Annotated in this window: 17 protein-coding genes; 9 read left to right on the plus strand and 8 right to left on the minus strand. The window is 69.6% G+C overall.

Going from position 1 to position 20,402, the window contains the following annotated elements:
* The first annotated feature begins 23 nt into the window (after positions 1-23).
* The 5 genes from ACFVBH_RS09135 to ACFVBH_RS09155 all read left to right on the plus strand — a co-directional run bounded on the left by ACFVBH_RS09135 (position 24) and on the right by ACFVBH_RS09155 (position 3,742).
* Complete coding sequence (locus ACFVBH_RS09135) at positions 24-1,004, plus strand: ATP-binding cassette domain-containing protein (protein WP_379000989.1); 981 nt, start codon at positions 24-26, stop codon at positions 1,002-1,004.
* Positions 1,001-1,834, plus strand: coding sequence for an ABC transporter permease (locus ACFVBH_RS09140; RefSeq protein ID WP_379000990.1), 834 nt, complete (start codon positions 1,001-1,003; stop codon positions 1,832-1,834). The genes ACFVBH_RS09135 and ACFVBH_RS09140 overlap by 4 nt, the downstream gene beginning before the upstream one ends.
* A gap of 1 nt (position 1,835) precedes the next feature.
* The gene (locus ACFVBH_RS09145; RefSeq protein WP_354991782.1) at positions 1,836-2,657 is read left to right on the plus strand and encodes an ABC transporter permease; all 822 of its coding nucleotides are present in this window, start codon (positions 1,836-1,838) and stop codon (positions 2,655-2,657) included.
* Between the two features lie 63 nt (positions 2,658-2,720).
* Positions 2,721-3,233 carry a peroxynitrite isomerase gene (locus ACFVBH_RS09150; RefSeq protein WP_354987443.1) on the plus strand — a complete coding sequence of 171 codons (513 nt, stop codon included), beginning with the start codon at positions 2,721-2,723 and terminating at the stop codon, positions 3,231-3,233.
* A gap of 302 nt (positions 3,234-3,535) precedes the next feature.
* Positions 3,536-3,742 (plus strand): hypothetical protein, encoded by a 207-nt coding sequence (locus tag ACFVBH_RS09155; RefSeq protein ID WP_354987442.1) that lies wholly within the window; start codon positions 3,536-3,538, stop codon positions 3,740-3,742.
* 24 nt (positions 3,743-3,766) lie between these two features.
* On the opposite strand, the gene ACFVBH_RS09160 is transcribed toward ACFVBH_RS09155, so the two are convergent.
* The 3 genes from ACFVBH_RS09160 to ispG all read right to left on the minus strand — a co-directional run bounded on the left by ACFVBH_RS09160 (position 3,767) and on the right by ispG (position 7,735).
* Positions 3,767-5,581 (minus strand): penicillin-binding transpeptidase domain-containing protein, encoded by a 1,815-nt coding sequence (locus ACFVBH_RS09160; RefSeq protein ID WP_379000991.1) that lies wholly within the window; start codon positions 5,579-5,581, stop codon positions 3,767-3,769.
* A gap of 87 nt (positions 5,582-5,668) precedes the next feature.
* Positions 5,669-6,532, minus strand: coding sequence for a GNAT family N-acetyltransferase (locus ACFVBH_RS09165; RefSeq protein WP_354987440.1), 864 nt, complete (start codon positions 6,530-6,532; stop codon positions 5,669-5,671).
* Between the two features lie 69 nt (positions 6,533-6,601).
* Positions 6,602-7,735 (minus strand): flavodoxin-dependent (E)-4-hydroxy-3-methylbut-2-enyl-diphosphate synthase, encoded by a 1,134-nt coding sequence (gene ispG / locus ACFVBH_RS09170; RefSeq protein ID WP_354987450.1) that lies wholly within the window; start codon positions 7,733-7,735, stop codon positions 6,602-6,604.
* A 207-nt stretch (positions 7,736-7,942) separates the two neighbouring features.
* On the opposite strand from ispG, the gene ACFVBH_RS09175 reads away from it, so the two are divergent.
* Positions 7,943-8,629 carry an endonuclease V gene (locus ACFVBH_RS09175; RefSeq protein ID WP_379000992.1) on the plus strand — a complete coding sequence of 229 codons (687 nt, stop codon included), beginning with the start codon at positions 7,943-7,945 and terminating at the stop codon, positions 8,627-8,629.
* A gap of 42 nt (positions 8,630-8,671) precedes the next feature.
* On the opposite strand, the gene ACFVBH_RS09180 is transcribed toward ACFVBH_RS09175, so the two are convergent.
* From ACFVBH_RS09180 to dxr, 3 genes are all read right to left on the minus strand, one after another.
* Entirely contained in the window at positions 8,672-10,540 is a 1,869-nt protein-coding gene (locus ACFVBH_RS09180; protein WP_379000993.1) for a TerD family protein, read from the minus strand.
* Between the two features lie 156 nt (positions 10,541-10,696).
* Positions 10,697-11,899 carry a M50 family metallopeptidase gene (locus tag ACFVBH_RS09185; protein ID WP_354987437.1) on the minus strand — a complete coding sequence of 401 codons (1,203 nt, stop codon included), beginning with the start codon at positions 11,897-11,899 and terminating at the stop codon, positions 10,697-10,699.
* Positions 11,900-11,922: 23 nt separating this feature from the next.
* Positions 11,923-13,062: a 1-deoxy-D-xylulose-5-phosphate reductoisomerase gene (dxr, locus tag ACFVBH_RS09190; RefSeq protein ID WP_354987436.1), complete on the minus strand. Its 1,140-nt coding sequence runs from the start codon at positions 13,060-13,062 to the stop codon at positions 11,923-11,925.
* Between the two features lie 156 nt (positions 13,063-13,218).
* Between dxr and ACFVBH_RS09195 the strand changes: the two genes are divergently transcribed.
* Complete coding sequence (locus tag ACFVBH_RS09195; RefSeq protein ID WP_354987435.1) at positions 13,219-13,485, plus strand: DUF2631 domain-containing protein; 267 nt, start codon at positions 13,219-13,221, stop codon at positions 13,483-13,485.
* A 112-nt stretch (positions 13,486-13,597) separates the two neighbouring features.
* On the opposite strand, the gene ACFVBH_RS09200 is transcribed toward ACFVBH_RS09195, so the two are convergent.
* On the minus strand, positions 13,598-14,323 hold the full coding sequence (locus ACFVBH_RS09200) for a hypothetical protein (RefSeq protein ID WP_379000994.1): 726 nt from the start codon (positions 14,321-14,323) through the stop codon (positions 13,598-13,600).
* Positions 14,324-14,672: 349 nt separating this feature from the next.
* Positions 14,673-16,211, minus strand: coding sequence for a carboxylesterase/lipase family protein (locus ACFVBH_RS09205; RefSeq protein ID WP_379001669.1), 1,539 nt, complete (start codon positions 16,209-16,211; stop codon positions 14,673-14,675).
* Positions 16,212-16,513: 302 nt separating this feature from the next.
* Between ACFVBH_RS09205 and ACFVBH_RS09210 the strand changes: the two genes are divergently transcribed.
* Together ACFVBH_RS09210 and ACFVBH_RS09215 are read left to right on the plus strand one after the other, a co-directional pair.
* Positions 16,514-17,122, plus strand: a complete 609-nt coding sequence (locus tag ACFVBH_RS09210; RefSeq protein WP_354987433.1) for a hypothetical protein — start codon at positions 16,514-16,516, stop codon at positions 17,120-17,122.
* A complete protein-coding gene (locus ACFVBH_RS09215; RefSeq protein WP_379000995.1) occupies positions 17,119-20,358 on the plus strand; it encodes an ATP-binding protein in 3,240 nt (1,079 codons plus the stop codon). Before ACFVBH_RS09210 ends, ACFVBH_RS09215 begins: the two co-directional genes overlap by 4 nt.
* Positions 20,359-20,402: the final 44 nt, after the last annotated feature.

A 20,402-nucleotide genomic window follows, 5' to 3' on the forward strand; every position in this document is an offset into this window, starting at 1 on the left:
CAACCCTGGAAGGGACAGTGACAATGGGCGACGGAGTATTCGTCGAGAACGTGGAGAAATCCTTCGGCACGGTACATGCCTTGCGCGGCATCAGTTTCACCGCCGCGCAGGGCGAGGTGCTCGGCATTCTCGGACCCAACGGCGCGGGCAAGACCACCATGGTCAACATCCTGTCCACGCTCATCGCACCGGACGCCGGGCGCGCGGCGGTCGCCGGGCACGACGTGGTGACCGAGGCCGCTGCCGTCCGGCGCAGCATCATGCTGACCGGGCAGTTCGCCGCCCTGGACGACGCGCTCAGCGGCTACGAGAACCTGGTCATGTTCGGGCGGCTCATGGGCCTGCGCAAACGCGCGGCCAAGGCCCGAGCCGACGAACTCATCGCCGAATTCGACCTGGGCGCGGCGCAGGGCCGGCGCGTGGGCACCTACTCCGGCGGCATGCGCCGGCGCATCGACATCGCCTGCGGCCTGGTCGTGCGGCCCGAGGTGGTGTTCCTGGACGAACCCACCACCGGCCTGGATCCCCGCAGCCGCCAAGGGGTCTGGGACCTGGTGGGCGGATTCCGCAAGCACGGCATCACCACCCTGCTCACCACCCAGTACCTGGAGGAGGCCGACGCGCTGTGTGATCGGATCATCGTCATCGATCACGGCGTCGTCATCGCCAGCGGCACCGCCGACGAACTCAAGTCCCGCACCGGCGGCAGCTACTGCGAGATCGTGCCGCAGCACCTCGAGGATCTGCCCGCCATCGCCGCCGCGCTCGGCGATCTGCTGCCCGCCGCCACTCGCGAAGCGCTGACCGCGGAATCGGATCGCATCGCCGTGCCCGCGCCCGCGGGCGCCAAGACCCTCGCCGAAGCCCTGCGCCGACTCGACGGCGCCGACGTGGAACTGGTGGACATCGCGCTGCGGCGACCCTCACTCGACGACGTCTTCCTCCAGCTCACCGGACATCTCGCCGAGGAGCCCGCCCTCGAGGACGAAGGGGCGCGGGTATGACCACCGCGACCGCCGCCCCGGCCGGGTGGCTCACCGCCGCCCGGGCCACCCCGGTCACCATCCAGCAGTGGTGGGTGCTGACCTGGCGGCTCATCGCACCGGCCGTCAAGACCGGGGAGATCGCCACCGCCATCCTCGCGCCCATCACCTTCGCGGCCAGCTTCTACATCCCGCTCAACCGCGTGATGACGTTCTCCGGCACGGGATTCAGCAGCTACGCGCAGTTCATGGCGCCCATCGTCATCCTGCAGGCGGCGGCCTTCACCGCCATCTCCGCCGCCTTCCGCGCCGCCACCGACATGGTCTCCGGACTCGACCGGCGCTTCGACGCCATGCCCATGCATCCGCTGGTGCCCACCGCGGCGCGCATGTCCGCCAACATGTTCCGCATGGCGGTGGCCCTGGTGTCCGCGCTGGCGAGCGTGTACTTCATCGGCTTCCGCTTCCAGGGCCCGGCCCTGCACACCCTGGGCTTCATCGGCCTGGCCATGCTCATCGGGCTCGCCTTCTGCCTGGGCGCGGACGTCATCGGCACCGTGACCAAGAGTCCGGAGGCCACCACCCAGATGCTCGTGCTGCCGCCGCTGATCCTGGGCATGCTCTCCACCGGACTCGCGCCGGCCGCCCAATTCCCGGACTGGGTCGAACCTTTCGTCCGCAATCAGCCGGTCTCGCAATTCGCGTACGGACTGCGCGCGCTCGGCGGGGACACCCTCGGCAACGCGGGCGAGGTCACCTGGTCGCTCATGCTGCCGCCGCTGCTGTGGGCCGCCGCGATCATCGTGGTGTCCGCCTACTTCACCGTCCGGCTCAATACGAAGAGGTCCTGACATGGCGACCCTGGCCGCCCCCGCCGCCGCCGACTTCCTGCGCACCACCGAGACCTCGGTCCCGGCGCTGGTGCGGCACACCTGGATTCAGACCCACCGGCTGCTGCTGCGCTGGGCCCGCGACCCCATCACCCTGCTCGAGACGCTCATCGTCCCGTGCCTGCTGCTGCTCATGCTGGACATCGTGGTCGGCGGCCAGATCGAGAAGTTCTCCGGCAGCGACGCCCTCTACGGCTCCACCCCCATGGTGACCCTGGTCGGCGCGCTCTCGGGCACCGTCGCCAGCGGCGTCATGCTCGGGCGCGAACGCGACGCCGGGCTGCTCGCCCGCTTCTGGGTGCTGCCGGTGCACCGCGGCTCCGGGCTGGCCGCGCGCATTCTGGCCGAGGGCATCCGCATCTTCGCGGGCACCGTCGTCATCATCTGCTTCGCCCATCTGCTGGGCTTCCGCTTCCAGCAGGGACCGGCGGCGGCCTTCGCCTTCCTGTGGATCCCGGTGCTGTTCGGCCTGGCCTTCGCCACCATGGTCACCGCCATCGCGGTGTTCACCGCCAAATCCACCCTGGTCGAAGGGGTGGCGATCCTGTCCTCGCTGCTCATGTTCTTCAGCACCGGATTCGTCCCGCTGGCCGCCTATCCCAGCTGGATCGCTCCGGTCGTCAAGCATCAGCCCATGTCCGTCGCCGTGGACACCATGCGCGGATTGGCCGCGGGCGGGCCGGTGGCCTGGCCGCTGACCCAGACCATCCTGTGGTCGGTCGGCGCGATCGCGGTCTTCGCGCTTCCGGCGGCGTACGGCTACCGCAGGGCCAGCCGCCGCTGACACTCACCCCCGCGTCCCCGGACATCCCGGATTCAGTCCCCTTACGCCGATTACCGGCCCACTATGCTGGCCGCCGTGCTCGAACCCCAGACCCCCGTCGAACCCCATCCCGCCATCGCGCATCTGGCCCCGCTGCTGGGCAGCTGGCGCGGCCGCGGCCAGGGCGAGTATCCGACCATCTCCTCCTTCGAATACCTCGAGGAGGTGCATTTCGGTCATGTCGGCCGGCCGTTCCTGACCTACCGGCAGCGCACCCGCGCCGCGGACGACGGGCGGCCCATGCACAGCGAGACGGGGTACCTGCGGGCCATCGGCGGCGACCGGGTCGAACTGATCCTGGCGCACCCCACCGGCATCACCGAGATCTGCGAAGGCAAGCTCGTCACCGACGACTCGGGCATGCGCATCGAGCTGGACTCCACCTCCATCGGGCGCAGCAGCAGCGCCAAATCGGTGACGGCACTGGGCCGCACCATCACCCTGACCGGCGACACCCTCAGCTACACCCTGCGCATGGCCGCGGTGGAACAGCCGCTGCAGCATCACCTCGCCGCGACGATGCACCGCCAGAACTGAGGATGCACCGCCCGAGCTGACCACACCCGCCCCACCCGTCGCGCATCGATCCCGGGCAACCGGTCGGTGCATCGCGACAATTCGATAACGGTCCGGCGTGGCCGAACGCGTTCGCCCTGGTGACCCGCACCACGATTCGTTCACAAGTGTGCGGGATCACACCAATGGGTTGCCCCGCATATGTCTGCCCGATTACCGTTCCTTGCGTTGGCAAACAATCAGCCAACACTCATGAGCACAGGTAATCCGAGACAGACCGTTCCGGGTCTCCCGACTCATCCCCAAAACATAGGGAGTGGGCTATGAAGCGTTCGGCTCTTCTACTACTCACCACCGCGGGCATGATCCTCGCCGGCGCCGGCGTCACCGAAATCCTGGGCGATGCCTCCACCGTCGGCCCGCCCGCGAGAACCCTGGCACAGCAGCGTTTCGTCTCCGACACCGTCAACGGCAACATCGAACCCGACGCCTGCAAGCTCACCGCTCGTACCGTGCCCGCCGACCGCTGATCATCCGCGTCGAATCCGAGTCCCTCAATATCCCGCCGGCAACGCCGTGAGCATGTCCCGGGTCACCGCCACCGCGTTGTCCGAACTGCCGCCGCGCACCACCAGCGTGGCGAAGGCCATATCGCCGCGATAGCCCACGAACCAGGCGTGCGATCCGCCGTCCACCTCGGCCTCACCGGTCTTGCCGTACACCTCGCCCTGATCGCGAATGCGTTCGGCGGTGCCGCCGAGCACCACCCGGCGCATCATCAGGCGCAACCCGTCCACCACCTCGGGGGCCAGCTGCGTGCGGTCGCCGGTGATCTGCGTGGGATGCCCCGAAATCAGATAGGGCACCGGGGTCGTGCCGTGCGCGATGGTCGCGGCCACCAGGGCCAGCCCGAACGGGCTCATCAGCACCTTGCCCTGCCCGATGCCGTCCTCCGCGCGCTGCACCAGCTCATCGGACTCGGGCACCGAGCCCGACACCGTGGGCAGGCCGACCACCGCGTAGTCCGGTCCCACCCCCAGCGCGGCCGCCGCCGTGCGCAGATCCTGCCCGCCGAGCTCGGAGGCGATCTTGGCGAACGCGGTGTTGCAGGACCGTTCGTACGCCTGCCACATGGGCACGTCGCCGACCGTGAAGAGGTTGTAGTTCGGAATCGTCCGGTCCCCCACGATGATCGTGCTCGGGCACGGGACCACGGTCTCCGGATCGGCCAGGCCCGCGGACATGGCGGCCGCCGCGGTCACCGTCTTGAAGGTCGAGCCCGGCGGGTACAGGCCCGACGCCGCGACCGGACCGTCGGCATCGGCGGCCGCGTTCTGTGCGATGGCCAGAATCGCGCCCGTGGAGGGCTGCATCACGACCATCATGGCCTGCTCCTGGCGCAGGTCCACCGCGCGCTGTGCGGCGTTCTGGATGTAGCGGTCGACGCTGAGCGAGAACGACGGCGACGCCTGCGGTTCCACCTCGGTCAGCACATCCACGTCGGCGCCGTTGGCGTTGACCGTGAGCACCGCCCACCCGGCCTTGCCGTCCACCTCGTCGATCACGGTCTTGCGGATCTGGGTCAGCAGATCGGGCGCGAAGCGCCGATCGGTGGGGACCATGTCCCACTGCTTGTCGTAGCTGACACCGCGCAGGTTCGCCAGATCGCCGCTGACCTCGTTGTACTCCCACTCTGAGAGCGTGATCACGGTGAACTTGCCCTCGGCCCTGCGGGCGGCGGTGAGCACCGAGAGCGGGGTGAGGCGCTCGTCGAACTGCCGCAGCGCGATGGCGAGCGAATTGGCGACCCCCACCGGATCGGCGGTGCCCTTGCGGTCGAAGAAGATCCGGTAGATCGGGCCGGGCACCAGCACGTCCGAGCCCGAGCGCTCGTTCACCCTGGCCTTGGGCGCGGGCAGGCCGCGCAGCTGGAGGGTCTGGGTATTGCCCAGTTGCGGATGGATATTGGCCGAGTTCCAGCGCACCGCCCAGGCGCCTTCGCTGCGGCCCATCTGCAATTGCCCGCTGTAGGTCCAGACGCGGTTCTTGGGCAGATGCCATTCGTAGGTGTAGTCCACGGTCGCGGTGTCGCCGGTGACGCGCGGCGGCTCCGAATGCGCGATCAACTCTTCTGCCTGCAGCTGATCCCACGCGGAAGACAGTGCGGGAGCGGCTTTTTCGGGCAGGTTGGTGAGATCGGCGGCGGCCTGCACATCCTTGTCCGCGAACGCGGACAGGAAGGCGTCGGCGGTCTGGGCCGGGCCCTGCGGCCCGGAGGCGCAGCCGACCGCGGCCACCGTCACGGCGGTGACGGTCAGCAGGGTGGTCAGCAGGGGGAACCGCCGCGACGAAGAGAACCGAGTTGACATCGGCACAGATCGTAGAGCCAACTATTGGCAAACCGGCGCGACACACTGAGCGAGAACGGATTTCACGCCGTACTCACAGGAAAGCGACTAGTCCAGCAGCACCGTGGCGAAAGTTGCGATCTGGCGGAAGCCGACCTTCTTGTAGGCCGCACGCGCGCCCTCGTTGTAGCAGTTCACGTACAGGCTGGCGGTCCGGCCCGAGGCCACCACCACATTGGCGACCGCCGCGGTGCCCGCGGTGCCGACCCCGGTGCCGCGCCGATCCGGATGCACCCAGACGCCCTGGATCTGGCCGGTGCGCCGCGAGAGCGCGCCCACCTCGGCCTTGAACACCACCTCGCCGTCCTCGAAACGCGCCCAGGCGCGCCCGGATTCGATGAGACCGGCCACCCGGCGGCGATAACCCCGGCCGCCGTCACCGGCGCGCGGATCCACCCCGATCTCCTCGGTGAACATCGCGACCGCGGCCACCAGGTAGCGATCGATCTCCTCGGGCCGCACGCGGCGCACCCGCAGATCCGGGGCGACACCCGCCGTGCGCTCGAGCGCCAGCAGCGGCTGGTCCGCGCGTAACTCGCGGGCGGGACCCCAGTGATCGGCCAGCAGCTCCCACAGCGGCAGGGCCAGCTCACGCCGGCCCACCACCGAGGAACACACCCGCGGACCCCGGACCGCCCGCTCGGCGAAAGCCCGCAGATCGGCCCTGGTACCGCGCAACGGCACCAGATTGGCCCCGGAGAAGCACAGCGAATCCCCGGGGCCGCCACGGCTCCACAGCTCGCCGTACACGCCCCGGGTATCGAGGCCACACTCCTGCAACCGGGCGGCCACCATACAGCTGGCGACCGGATCGGTATCCAGGACACGTAGAACTTGCGTCAGATCGCGGTTCGCGAGCTGACGGGCACCGGACGATTTGGGCCGGCGCGTCGGCTCCAGCACACTCCGCACGTTCACAGCCTGCCAGAACTTGCGGCGATGTGCCCGACTATTGGCCGCGCCCGCCAGTTGACCTGCGTTTTACCCGGCGGTGACCACCGGGGAGCCGGTGCCTTCGCTGTCACCCATCTCCTCCGCGATGCGCATGGCCTCTTCGATGAGGGTCTCGACGATGAGATGCTCGGGCACGGTCTTGATGACCTCGCCCTTGACGAAGATCTGACCGCGGCCGTTGCCCGAGGCCACACCCAGGTCGGCCTCGCGGGCCTCGCCGGGACCGTTCACCACGCAGCCCATGACGGCCACGCGCAGCGGCACTTCCAAGCCGTCCAGCCCGGCGGTGACCTGCTCGGCCAGGGTGTAGACGTCGACCTGCGCGCGACCGCAGGACGGGCACGAGACGATCTCGAGCTTGCGCGGGCGCAGATTCAGCGACTGCAGGATGCGGTCGCCGACCTTGATCTCCTCGGCCGGCGGAGCCGAGAGCGAGACGCGGATGGTGTCGCCGATGCCCTCCGATAGCAGCGCGCCGAAGGCCACCGCGGACTTGATGGTGCCCTGGAACGCGGGACCGGCCTCGGTGACGCCCAGGTGCAGCGGGTAATCGCAGGCCGCGGCGAGCTGGCGGTACGCCTCCACCATGACCACGGGGTCGTTGTGCTTGACCGAGATCTTGATGTCGCCGAAGCCGTGCTCCTCGAACAGACCCGCCTCCCACAGCGCGGATTCCACCAGCGCCTCGGGGGTGGCCTTGCCGTACTTCTCGAGCATGCGCTTGTCGAGCGATCCGGCGTTCACACCGATGCGAATGGGGATGCCCGCGGCGCCGGCGGCCTTGGCGACCTCCTTGACGCGGCCGTCGAACTCCTTGATGTTGCCCGGGTTCACGCGCACCGCGGCGCAGCCTGCGTCGATGGCGGCGAAGATGTACTTGGGCTGGAAGTGGATGTCGGCGATGACCGGGATGCCGGACTTCTTGGCGATCATCGGCAGGGCGTCCGCGTCCTCCTGACGCGGGCAGGCCACGCGCACGATGTCACAGCCCGAGGCGGTCAGCTCGGCGATCTGCTGCAGCGTCGCGTTGATGTCATGGGTCTTGGTGGTGGTCATCGACTGCACCGAGATCGGGGAATCACTGCCGACGCCGACCTTGCCCACCATCAACTGGCGGGTCTTGCGCCGGGGGGCGAGGACGGCCGCCGGTGCGGACGGCATCCCCAGTGTGATGGCACTGCTCACGATCAGCTGCCTACTTTCGTCTTGTGCTCACCCGTTCCGATCCCGAGCTTACCGACGCGCGGATACCGGTCGCCCTGTGACGGCGGCGACAAGGCTACCTGCGCCGGACGGCCCGCTCGGAGTCGGCCCGGGGCCTACCCTTCTTATTCGTTGCAGATGGCGCGAAGGTATACGGTGCGAAATGTGAAGGTAGCGAACATTGATCCCTGGCCTGCGACACCGGCCGAGGCCATCGCCCTTCAAGATCGGCTGCGCACGCTGGTGATCGCCGAGAACCCGCGACCGCCGAAATTCGAGACGATAGCGGGGCTTGACTCGGCGTACGACGACGCGGGCAACGTCGCCGCCGCCATCGTGGTGCTCGCGGCCGGATCGCTGACGACGCTCGAGACCGCCACCGCCCGGGGGACCACCGATTTCCCCTACGTACCGGGCCTGCTGGCCTTCCGGGAGCTGCCGACCACCCTGGCCGCGTTCGAGAACCTCTCCGCCGCACCGGATCTCATCGTCTGCGATAGCCAGGGGCTGGCCCACCCCCGGCGCTTCGGCTTCGCCTGCCACATCGGACTGCTCACCGGCATACCCACGCTGGGGGTGGCCAAGAACGCGTGGGGCGAGTACGCGGAACCGGGGGCCGAGCGCGGGTCGTACTCCGAGATCACCATCGACGGCGACCCCGTGGGCCGCGCGCTGCGCACCCGGACGGGGGTCAAACCGGTGTTCGTCTCGATCGGGCACCTGGTGGACCTGGACACCGCGTGTGACCAGGTTCTCGCCCTGACCCCCGAGTTCCGCCAGCCCGAGACCACCCGGCAGGCCGACCGGCTGTGCAGACAACTGCTGAACGCGGCGTCGGCCGAACAACGCTAGGGCCGCGCACCGAAGCACCGCCCGGCCGAGTCGCGGCCGAACTCAGATGCGGGCGCCCTTGCGCCCGTTGCACCCGCGGCACAGGATCTGAAGGTTGTCGACGCTGGTGGCCCCGCCCTGGCTCCACGGGATGATGTGGTCGAACTCGAGGTACTGCTTGTCGCCGCACTGGACGCACTTGCCGCCGTCGCGCTGCCAGACCCGGGATTTCACGTCCTGCGGGACGGCGCGCGTATCGCGCCGGCCGGGAGCCAGGACCAGGCGCTTGGCCACCCGCAACGCGCCCTCCAGGACCGCGGCGACGTACTCGGCGTCGGGCACGTGGTAGGTGCCGCCGCCGCGCGTGGTGGTGGCCTCGATGACGACGGTGTCGTACTCGTGGCGGACGGAAACGATTTTGGCCCAGGACAATTCGGCGCCCGCGCCCTGGCCGACGAAGCGCAGCTTCTTGCTGCTGCCGATCAGACGGCCCGGAAAGTGCTTGGGGCCGTTGGCCAGATACTTGATGCGGGTGCCGTTGACGTCGAGATAGAGCAGCTCGTCCGATTCCAGATGCAGGTCGGGGCGCTCGATGTGGGGCAGGTCGCCGACTTTCACCTGGGTCAGCCCGCGACCGCGCAGCATGCGCCGGCGCAGGCCCTCGATGTGGCGGTGCGCGGCGCTCAGATCGGTGCTCGCGCGCAGGATCTCGATCGTGCGCTCGAAATCGGCGAGCTCGTCCTGTTCGATCTCCCCGTCGGCGAAGGCGAAGGCCACCACCCGCTCCAGGTGCGCGAGGGCGAGCGGGCGCAGGGCTTCGCGGCCGGTGCCCTCGCTGATCAGATCGTGGCGCAACAGGATCCAGAGTTCGTCCCACGCCGGTCCGCTCGGGCCGGTGGTGGCCAGCACCTGCCAGACCCGTTCGCGCCAGGACTCCAGGATCCTGCCGACCTCGCTCTCGCACCAGCGGCACGCGCTCGGCGGGCCGAAGCGCTGCACGTGCCGGGGGCGGCCGCAGCGCGGGCAGGTCGCGGGATCGTTCGCGGGGTGGGCGGGGCGGTACTCCCCGGTCCAGCCGCTGCCGTTCCACCAGCGCAGGCGGCTCGGATCGGCGGGGACGGCGTACCAGGCGGCCGGCATGTCGGGCACGGGGACGCGCGGTTGCGCGGGGAGCGTGGGAGCCAGGCGCCGTGCGGCGGCGGGCTCGGATGCCGGGACCGGGGCGGGTTGTGTCGGGGCGGGCTCCGGCGCGGCGGGTGCCGATGCGGCCGACCGTGTGGGCGCGGGTGTGGGCGCGGGTGTGGGCGCGGGTGTGGGCGACGCCTGCGGGGTGGGCGCGGGTGTGGGCGACGCAGATCGGGCGGATGCGGCGGGTGGCGCCGAGCGGGTGAGCAGGGGCGGGGTGGGCTCGGGCTCGGGCGTCGACTCCGGTTCGTCGTCGACCTCGACACCGAATTGTTCCGCCAGTCCGCGCAATCCGCTGTCCCAGCCCTGCCCCACGGCCCGGAACTTCCATTCGCCGTTGCGGCGGTAGAACTCTCCGAGCACCATGGCGGTCTCCCGGCCGGTGCCGCGCACCGCGTAGCGCAGCAGCCGGCCGCCGGGATGGCGCACGGTGAGGGTCAAGCCCTCGATGTCACCGAACGAACCCTCGTCGACCGAGCCCGCGATGACAACCCGATCCACCGTCGCCTCGATGTCCGCCAGCGTCAGGCGCAGGGTGGCCCGGCGCGCCGTAACCTCGGACAGCGCAACGGTTCCCGAGGGGTGCGCGGGGGCGTTGAAGAAGACGAAGTCGGCATTGGACCTGATCTTGCCGGTATCGGCCAGCAGCAGCGCCTGCGGATCGAGTCCCCGATCCGAATTCCATTCCAGCACCAGCGATACCGCGGGCGCGGCGACGGCCGCATTCGCCCCACGCGTCAACTCCACGACGCAACACCCGTTCCTTCATCGCGCGATATCGGTCGAGACACGCATCGCGCCAGGAACTTCGGGCCAGCCCGCCCCGTACCCGGGCCATGGCAGCCCCGGTTCGAATCTACCGACAGCCGCCGACAAGATCGAAATGTCGGCGGCCGGGCGGGGTCAGGGGAAGAGCTTGATGGGGTTCATGATGTCCGCGGCCAGGGTCAGGATCATGTACGCGCCGCCGAGCACGACGACCACGTAGGTCGCCGGCAACAGCTTCATGTAGTCGACCGGCGGGCCGTCGGGCAGACCCTTGCGATTGCGGAACAGGTTGCGCAGCTTCTCGTAGATCACGACCGCGATGTGCCCGCCGTCCAGCGGCAGCAGCGGCAGCAGGTTGAACACGCCCAGGAAGAAGTTCAGGCTGGCCAGGGTCAGCACGAACAGGCTCCAGATACCGCGTTCGGCGGTCTCGCCGCCGATCTTGGAGGCGCCGTACACCGAGACCGGGGTCTCGGGGTCGCGCTCACCGCCGGTGACGGCCTCCCAGAGGTCGGCGACCTTGGCGGGCATCTGCGCCAGTGACTGCAGCGTACGCAGCCCGATCTCGCCGGTGAAGGCGGCCGAGGCCGGGATGGCGGCGAAGAAGTTGTACTTCACCGGGCCGTAGAAGTCCTGGCCGACACCGACTTTGGAGACCATCTTGACCGGCCCGTCCTTGACCGGATAGGTCGCGGCCTGTTCCGGGGTGACGGTGACGGTGAGCTTTTCGTCGTCGCGTTCGACGGTGTAGGTGAAGGGGCCGGTCTGCTTCTCGGTCTGGTCGCGGAACTCCTGCCAGGTCTTGATCGAGGTGCCGTTGACCGCGGTCACGATGTCGCCGCGCTGGAGTCCGGCCTTCTGCGCCGGGCCCTCGCCGCTGCACGGGATGACCTTCTGGTCCGGGCCCTGACTCGAGACGCAGCTGAGCGCGCCGAGCTGGGTGGCCGGGGGCTGATCGAAACGCGGCAGCCCCCACACCACGGCCAGCAGCATGATCAGCAGGAAGCCGAGCAGGAAGTTCATCAGGATGCCGCCGAACATCACGAGCAGCCGCTTCCACGTCTTCTGCCGGTACATGGCCCGGTCGAGTTCCTCGGGTTCGAGCTCGTCCAGGGCGGTCATGCCCGCGATATCGCAGAAACCGCCCAGCGGCAGCGCTTTCAGGCCGTATTCGGTCTCACCGCGCTGAAACGAGAACACCTTCGGGCCGAAGCCGATGAAGTAGCGGCGCACCTTCATACCGGTGGCCTGTGCCGCCCACATGTGGCCGCATTCGTGCAGCGCGACCGACACGGTGATACCGAGGGCGAACAGTGCGAAGCCGATCGCGTAGACCATGCGGTAGTCGAACCCTTCTGCAGTCAGCCGCGCACGAGCGTGCGCGCGGTCTCTCGCGCCCACGAGTCAGCCGCGAGCACCTCGTCCAAAGTACTGGGTTCCGAGCTCCAGCGGTCGGCGGACTCCACGACCCGCTGTACGGTTCGCACGATGTCCGGGAAGCGGATGAGCCCGTCGAGGAAGGCCTGCACCGCGATCTCGTTGGCGGCGTTGTAGACCGCGGTCACGCAGCCGCCGGCCTTGCCGGCCTGCCGGGCCAGCTCGACGGCGGGGAACACCTCGTTGTCGACCGGTTCGAAGGTCCAGGTCGACGCGGTGGAGAAATCGCAGGCGGCGGCCGCGCCGGGCACCCGGTCCGGCCAGCCCAGCGCAAGCGCGATGGGCAGCTTCATATCCGGCGGGCTGGCCTGGGCCAGGGTCGAGCCGTCGCGGAAGGTGACCATGGAGTGCACGATCGACTGCGGGTGCACGGTCACGTCGATGTCGTCGTAGGCGACGCCGAACAGCAGGTGGGTCTCGATGAGTTCGAGGCCCTTGTTCACCAGGGACGCCGAGTTCAGGGTGTTCATCAACCCCATCGACCAGGTCGGATGCGCCTTGGCCTCATCGGGATTCACCGATTCCAGCATCTCGGCGGTCCAGCCCCGGAACGGGCCGCCCGAGGCGGTGAGCACCAGTTTGGCGACCTCGTCGGCGCGGCCGCCGCGCAGGCACTGCGCGAGCGCCGAATGCTCGGAGTCGACCGGCACGATCTGACCGGGCCGCGCCGCACGGGTCACCAGCGAGCCGCCCGCGACCAGGGATTCCTTGTTGGCCAGCGCCAGTCGCCGCCCGGATTCCAGGGTGGCCAGGGTGGGTTCGAGCCCGAGCGAGCCGACCAGCGCGTTGAGCACCACGTCGGCGTCGGTGCGGCGGACCAGTTCGGTGGCGGCGTCCGGACCGGCCAGCGGCACACCGAGCTTCGCGGCGGCGGCTTCGTCCGCGACCGCCACATTGGTGGTGCCCGTGGCGGCTATCTGCTGCGCCAGCAGTTCGGCATTGCCCCCGCGCGCGGCCAGGCCGACCACCTCGAAACGGTCGGGGTTGGCGGCGATCACCTCCAGCGCCTGGGTACCGATCGAACCCGTGCTGCCCAGCAGCAGAACCTTCACAACGTCGGACACGCGCCCATTGTCCCCTGTCCCGATCGGCGCTGTCCCCCACCCCGGCTCGGCGCGCACCCCGGAGACGGCGTGCCGTGCCGCCACCCTGCTGGCTACGACGCAGGGTCGTATGCCACGATATGGGCCAGCATCGGATTCGAGCCCTTAGGAGCGAAAGTGGCCGCCACGGAACTGGAACCCACCCACAGCGCAGGAGTCGTCACCAAGGTCGACACCGCCGAGGTTCCGTCCGCCGCGTGGGGCTGGAGCGGCGAATCGCGCCGTACCTTCCGCGTCGCCGGGTGGGTCGTCGTGTTCATCCTGCTCGCGATGATCATCGGCAACCACAAGGGCAAGGTCGAGGACATCTACCTCGTCGGGTTCGCCGCGCTGCTGGCCGGCATCATGATCCGCGACTCGTTCCTGCAGCGCAAGCCGCGCTAGGTAGTACGAATTCACAGGTCCCGCAGGCGGTTTCACCGCGCGGGACCCACACGCACTTCGGGCCGGGTCGCTGTCTGCGACCCGGCCCGATTGTGGGTTGTACTACCCGCGACTACTGGTTCGCGGGATCGTTCAGGCGGTTCACCAGGCCGATGCCGATGATGATCGCGGCCGGCACGCCGGTCAGGACCAGGCCGGCGGCAGCGCCCAGCGGGATGCCGATGATGGCGCCGGCGAGGCAGCCGCCGAGCGGGGCCAGGCCGCCGGCATCCAGGATCGGGATGCCCAGCACGGCGCCGCTGACGCCGCCGAGGACGCAACCGGCGGCCGCGCCGACGATGGTGCCGACCAGGGTGCCGACCGCGGTGGCCAGGCCGAACTGGGTGGCGGCGGCGGAGATGGCGTCGTCGAACGCTTCCTGGTTGGCGACCTCGTGACGCAGGCCGCCGTCGGCCACCGGGCGGGCGGCGTCGGTGCGCGGGGTCAGGGTGGCGCGGAGGCCGTCGACGGCGGCGTCGATCGGGTACTCGGCGTCGGCGAGGGTGTAGCTCAGCGGCAGGGCGGTGACCAGGTTGCCCTGGTTGTCCAGCACCTGGAACTGGCCGTCGGCGGTGCTGAGCGAACCGGCGGTGGTGGTGACCACGATGGAATCGCCTTCACGGGCGACGTTCCAGCCGATGGCCGGGACGGACTGGTTGATGCCCTGGTTCACGCCGTCCAGCAGCGAGTTGATGACCGGCGAGGGGGCAGGAGCCGTATCGGCGTAAGAGGTGCCACTCGCAATACCCAGGGCCGCGATGACCAGGGCCGACGTGGCGGCGACTTTGCTGAACTTCATATGACTTCGTGCTTTCTCCCGCGGGTGCCGCCCCCGTCTCGGTGGGGCGCAGGTCCTCGTTCGAGCACCCACGGACAAGTCTCCAACCGTTTGTTGCTGAGAGGTAACTTAAAGTTGCGTAAGAGTACAAAACGGACAGTGATCTACGTAACTCGTTCCGAAACCCGCACGCCAAAGCAAACTTTCAGTCTCTTTTTCTCTCCGAATCAGCCGTGTGACTTGCGTCATAAAACAGCGAAATCAACATCATCCGAGGTCACCCTTACGCTTCCTTTACGGCTCGACTCCGCGTCGATGTGAGAACCCCAGCCTCACGAGTCACACGAGCAACAGTGAGATTCGACCGCTCTCAGTCACTCACCTGTTGCCAGATGGAAGCCAGCGGTAGTTGATCGAAGCGATGCCGCTCCCACAGGCGCCGCGAGGCGTCCTCCGGGTAGGCCACCACCACCGGGTCGTTGTCCAGGATCTGGGTGACCCGCCGCGGGGGCACGTATTCGGGCCAGCCCGGATCGCCGCCCCGGGCGAACGCCGCCCACCGCGCCCGGACCAGCTCGGACAGCGCCCGAGCCCGCGGGGACGGGGGGTCACCGAACAGGAAGGGGGCCGGGTCCGCGGTGAACGTGCCGAAGACCAGCGGGGTGTCGAGAATATGGGGCGCCCCGAGCGCCCCGCCCATACCCGGGGATCGCCAGGTCAACTCGTAAACGTAGGCCGCGCCGCCGCCGGCGCTCTGACATTCGGCCAGGTGCAGGCTCGGCATGCGGAAGAGCCAGTCGGAGGTGACGGTCAGATAGAGCTCCTCGGCGGTCGCGCCGGGATAGGCGGCGCGAAAGGCCGGTGCGCCACCGGGTTCCGGGGCCAGCGCGGACAGCGCGGCGTCCGCCTCGCCGTCACCGATGCTGCCCAGGCGGGCGGCGGCGAAGGTGCGGAACTCGTCGCGGGTGTGGCCGGTCAGCAGTTCGATGTCGCGGCCCGCGCCCGCGGCCAGGGCCTCCCAGGGCGAGCGCGGCAGCACCGCACCGTCCACGACCGGCGAGTACGGCGACGGACTGTAGGCGAACGCGCCCCAGCGCTCGGCGCGCTCGGGCAGGCTCGCCGCGACCAGGTCGCCGGTGCGGGCCAGAAACTCCGGATCGACCGCGGCGAGATCGGTGACGATGGGCCGCAGCCCCAGTTCCGCGGCGACGGCGCCGCTGATGTCGGCGGCCAGTTCCGGCGACAGCAGGCTGCCCGTCACACTTTCCGCGATCGCCCGGCGGAACAGGCCGCGGGCACGCGGGGCGGCCAGCAGGGCGGCGACCGACCCCGCACCCGCCGACTGCCCGAAGACGGTGACCTTGTGCGGGTCGCCGCCGAACCCGGAGATGTTCTCGCGCACCCATTCCAGGGCCGCGATCTGATCGAGTAGCCCGCGATTGGCCGGAGCACCCTCGAGCAGCGCCCAGCCCTCCATGCCGAGGCGGTAGTTGCATGTCACCAGCACCACCCCGCCCTCCCGGGCGAGCAGCGTGCCGTCGTAGGCGGGATCACCGCCGTGCCCGAACATCCAGCCGCCGCCGTGAATCCAGACCATGACCGGCAGCCGGGCCGCCGAATCCGGTTGCGGAGTCCATACATTCACGGTGAGCCAGTCGTCGCCGGTGGTCTCCGGGTTGCCCGCCGGACCCGGGCTCATGATCTGGGCCTGCGGTGCGGGGGAACCGAATTCGGCGGCCTCGCGCACGCCGTCCCAGGGCGACGCGGGCGCGGGCGCGGCGAAACGCAACCTGCCCGTGGGTGGCTGGGCGTAGGGAATGCCGCGGAACGTCGCGACGTGATCACGCACCCGGCCGCGCACTCGCCCGTTCGCGGTGCGGACCTCGGGTGCGGTGTTCTCGTCGAGCATCACGTCGGATTCCCTTCGGAGTCGGCGGTCGTCATTCGCGAACACTTCGAGTTGCCATGAGATTGCTGTCAACGCTTCGTGTGATCGTAGCGGCCGGTCGGTCCCGGTTCGGGCAGCCGGCGGGCGCGAGTGGCCCCCGGGCTGCCTGGGGCGGTCGATTCCGCGCACGGCGATGCCGCCCGCCCGCGTGCCGCGCCGGGAAATATCGTGGATGCGGACGCGGAATCGCGATGCGCGCAGGAGGATTCAGCGTGAGCGCCCGCGACGCGGCTCGGAAGAAGTTGACACAGACAGGGATTGATATGTCCGAAGAGCGATTGACGCTGAACGAACGATGCGTCCTGCTCGTATTGCTGGCCGAGGCGCGCGAGCTGACCAACGCCGAACTCCTCGCTGTCGCGGGAATCAAACTGGACGGCCGAAACCGGGTGCGGCTCAATGAACTCGGCCTGGTGACCAGTACAAAGGTGAATCGGGCGTTCAGTCATGAACTCACCGACGCCGGCGCGGTGTGGTGCGCGCGCGAACTCTCCGCCGTCCGGCCCGCGCGATCGGGCACGGCGGGCGGCACGCTGTACGCCGTACTGGCCGGTCTGCGCAGGCATCTCGACGAGACCGGGCAGGCACTCGCCGATATCTTCGTCCCGGATCTGGCGGGGCAGGTCGCCACGGCGTACGCCGACATCAGCCGGGGTAAGGGCACCCCGGTCCGGTTGACGGTCCTGCGCAGCCGGCTCGGGACGCTCACGCGCGGCGAGGTCGACCGGGCGCTCGAGACCCTGGCCCGCCGGGACGGCGTGCACGTGCGCGCCGAGGCGGATCAGAAGACGCTGACCGAGCAGGACCGCCTCGACGCGATCGTGCTCGGCGGGACGCCACGACATCTGCTCGCCATCGAGGCCGCCCGTTGAACGAGGAACAGCAGCACGCGCTCGCCTCTGTCCAGTTCGGCAGCGTGCTGGGCCCCGACGAAGTGTGGAGTCCGCTCAACTACCACGTGGACGGGTTGCATCCGCACGCGGTGCGGGAGATCGCGCGCCGCGTGGACGCCGCCCGGAACCGGCCCAACAGCACCCCGGTCGGGCTGGTGCTCAGCGGCGAACGCGGGGTCGGCAAGACGCACATGCTCGGCTGGCTGCGCCAGCACGTGCAGGCTGCGGGGGGTGCGTTCTTCATGCCGAAACTGATAGACGGGCAATCGTTCTGGACGGGAGCCGTGCACGGGATCGTCGCGCAGCTGCTGGGCTCGGACGGCGGGCAGCTGGGACGGATGCTGGGCGCGCTCGCCGAACTCACCGGATGCGGGCCGGAATCGAGTATGCGGCTACGCGGCATGCTGCAGGTGAGCCGGGCCGATATCGACGAACTGGTCGAGCGGCTGGCGGACTCGCATCCGGAGGTGGCGCTGCACTGCCAGGACACCCTGCGGGCGCTGGTGCTGTTCAAAGCCAAAGGGAGCCCGCGGGAAATCGGGCTCAGCTTCCTGACGCTGGAGGACGGCATCGAGGAGGCAGATCGGCTCGAGTGGGGGTTCCGGCGGCCGAACCGGCTGCCGCAGTTGATATTCGGGGACGTGTCCCGGCTCTTCGCGCTCGCCGGTCCGGTGGTGCTCGCCGTCGACCAGATCGACAGCGTCATAGCGCAATCCGGCTCCGCCGCCGGCGATACGCTCGCGAACCGGCTCGCGGACGGGCTCATGCAGCTGCGCGAGGAGACCACGCGCACCCTCATCGTGGTCGCCTGCATTCCCAAGTCGTGGGAGCTCGTCACCGGCCGGGCCGTGAACTCGGCGGCCGATCGGTTCACCGTGCTCGAACTGTCCACCGCCATGCCCTCGGCCGGGGTCGCGGCGGCGATCGTGGAGCGGCACCTCGGAAGTCTCTACGGTGAAGCGGGTTTCGAGCCGCCGTATCCGACCTGGCCGGTGCTGCCGGGCGCGTTCGACGACCGCGGGGTCGCCGACTACACCCCGCGGCGACTGCTGCAGCAGGTCGAGGAGCATGTGCGACAGTGCCTGGCCGCGAACGAGGTCCGGGAGCTGCGACATTTCGGGGACGGCGGCCCGCCTCCACCCGGGCCGATCGTCGCGGATCCGGCGGATCTGGCCGCGCTGGACCGGCGGTTCGACGTACTGCGCGCGGAAGCGGACGTGATCAGCCCGCTGGACTCGAAATACGAGGACAGCCAGATGTTCTCGCTGCTGAACGTCGCGCTGCGCTGCTTCGTGCTCGAGCAGGGGGCCGCCGCGCAGCAGTTCACCGTCGACCCGCCCGCGATCGTGCAGCAGGCGCTGCACGCACGACTACGGCGCACCCTGGACGAGGCCACCGAGGACGAGGAGCACTGGAGCTTCCGGGCCATCGCGCACAGCAATCCGCGCGCGGTGCTGACGCGCCTGCGCTCGGCGAGCCTGGAGGCCGGGATCGGGGCCGGGGTCACCAAGCGGCACCTGGTGATTCTGCGAAACACCTTGTTCTCGCCGGGGCCGGCCACCAGGGCCGCGGTCGCGGAATTCGAAGCGGCGCAGGGGCTCGCGCTGCCGGTGTCGCAGGATGACCTGCGCGTGTTCACGGCGCTGGAGACCATGCTCACCGCCGCGACGCCCGGATTTCTCGCGTGGCTGGCGGCGCGGCGGCCCGCGAGCGGGTCGCAGCTGCTGGGGCGGGTGCTGGGTGCGGTGTCGGCGGGGATCGCCGACTCGCGAATGGCGTCGGGTGGGGGCGACGCGGGTGTGATGGCGGGCGAACGTGCGGGCGGGGCCGGTTGGGGTGCGGGCGCCGCCGAGGCCGGCACGGTGAACGGTATCGGTACAACGGTTCGCGAGCCGGTGGGAATCGGCGCGGTGGGAATCGAAATCCTCGCGCCGGAGCGTGATTCCCGAATGCCGGCTGCGGCAGGCGCGCGAGCGGCCACGGACGCGGACGCCGCGCCGTCGATTCTGCTCGGGCACGGGGTCGACACCGGGGCCGCGTTCCGGGTGCCGCTCGTTCAATTGCGCAAACACACGGCGGTCTTCGCGGGCAGCGGGTCCGGCAAGACCGTGCTGCTGCGCCGACTCGTCGAAGAGGCCGCGCTGCACGGTGTTTCCTCGATTCTGGTCGACACCAACAACGATCTGGCCCGGCTCGGCGACCGGTGGCCGACGCCGCCCGCGACCTGGGGTGCGCGCGATCCCGAACGCGCCGCGGACTATTTCGACGGCACCGAGGTGATCGTGTGGACGCCGCGGCGGGAAGCCGGGCGGCCGCTCGCGCTGAATCCGCTGCCCGAGTTCGGCGACGTGCTCGACGATCCCGACGAATTCCGCACGGCCATAGACGCTTCGGTGGCGGGCCTGCTCACCCGGGCCGGACTCACCGCGCAGAAGCTGCGCACCGGTACGGCCGTGCTGACCGAGGCGCTCACCTATTTCGCCCGGCGCGGTGGATCCGATCTGAGCGAGTTCGTGGCTCTGCTCGCGAATCTGCCCGAGGGGATCAGCACGATCCGCAACGCGGTGAAGCTGGCCGAGGGCATGGCCGATGAGCTGCACGCGGCCATGGTCAACGATCCGGTCTTCGGCGGGGCCGGGGAGCGCCTGGATCCGGGCGTGCTGCTGACCCCGAGCGCCGGGAAACGAGCCCGGATCTCGGTGATCAGCTGTGTCGGGCTGGCCACCGAGGAACAGCGCCAAACCTTCGTCAATCAACTCGAATTGGCGCTGTTCGCCTGGATCAAACGCCACCCCGCCGGTGATCGCCCGCTCGGCGGCCTGCTCGTACTGGACGAGGCCCAGACCTTTGCGCCCTCGAACGCGACGAAGGCCTCCACCGAGAGCACCCTGAAGCTCGCCACCCAGGCGCGCAAATACGGTCTCGGCCTGGTCTTCGCGACCCAGGCGCCCAAGGCCCTGCACAACCTGATCACCGGCAACGCGGCCACCCAGTTCTTCGGCCTCCTCAACGCCTCGGTCCAGATCCAGACCGCCAAGGAGCTCGCCCGCGCCAAAGGCGGTCACGTGGAGGACATCTCACGCCTGTCCGCGGGCCGCTTCTACGGCTCGACCGAAGGTCTGGGCTTCGCGAAACTGACGGTCCCCATGTGCCTGAGCCACCACCCCGCCAGCGCCCTGACCGAAGACGAGGTCCTGGAACGCGCCCGCCGGTGACCTGGGTGCCGTGCGTGCGCGCTCCAGGGCGTACGGCACCTCGC

It is taken from the genome of Nocardia sp. NPDC057668 (assembly GCF_042799795.1).
Lineage (GTDB): Bacteria > Actinomycetota > Actinomycetes > Mycobacteriales > Mycobacteriaceae > Nocardia.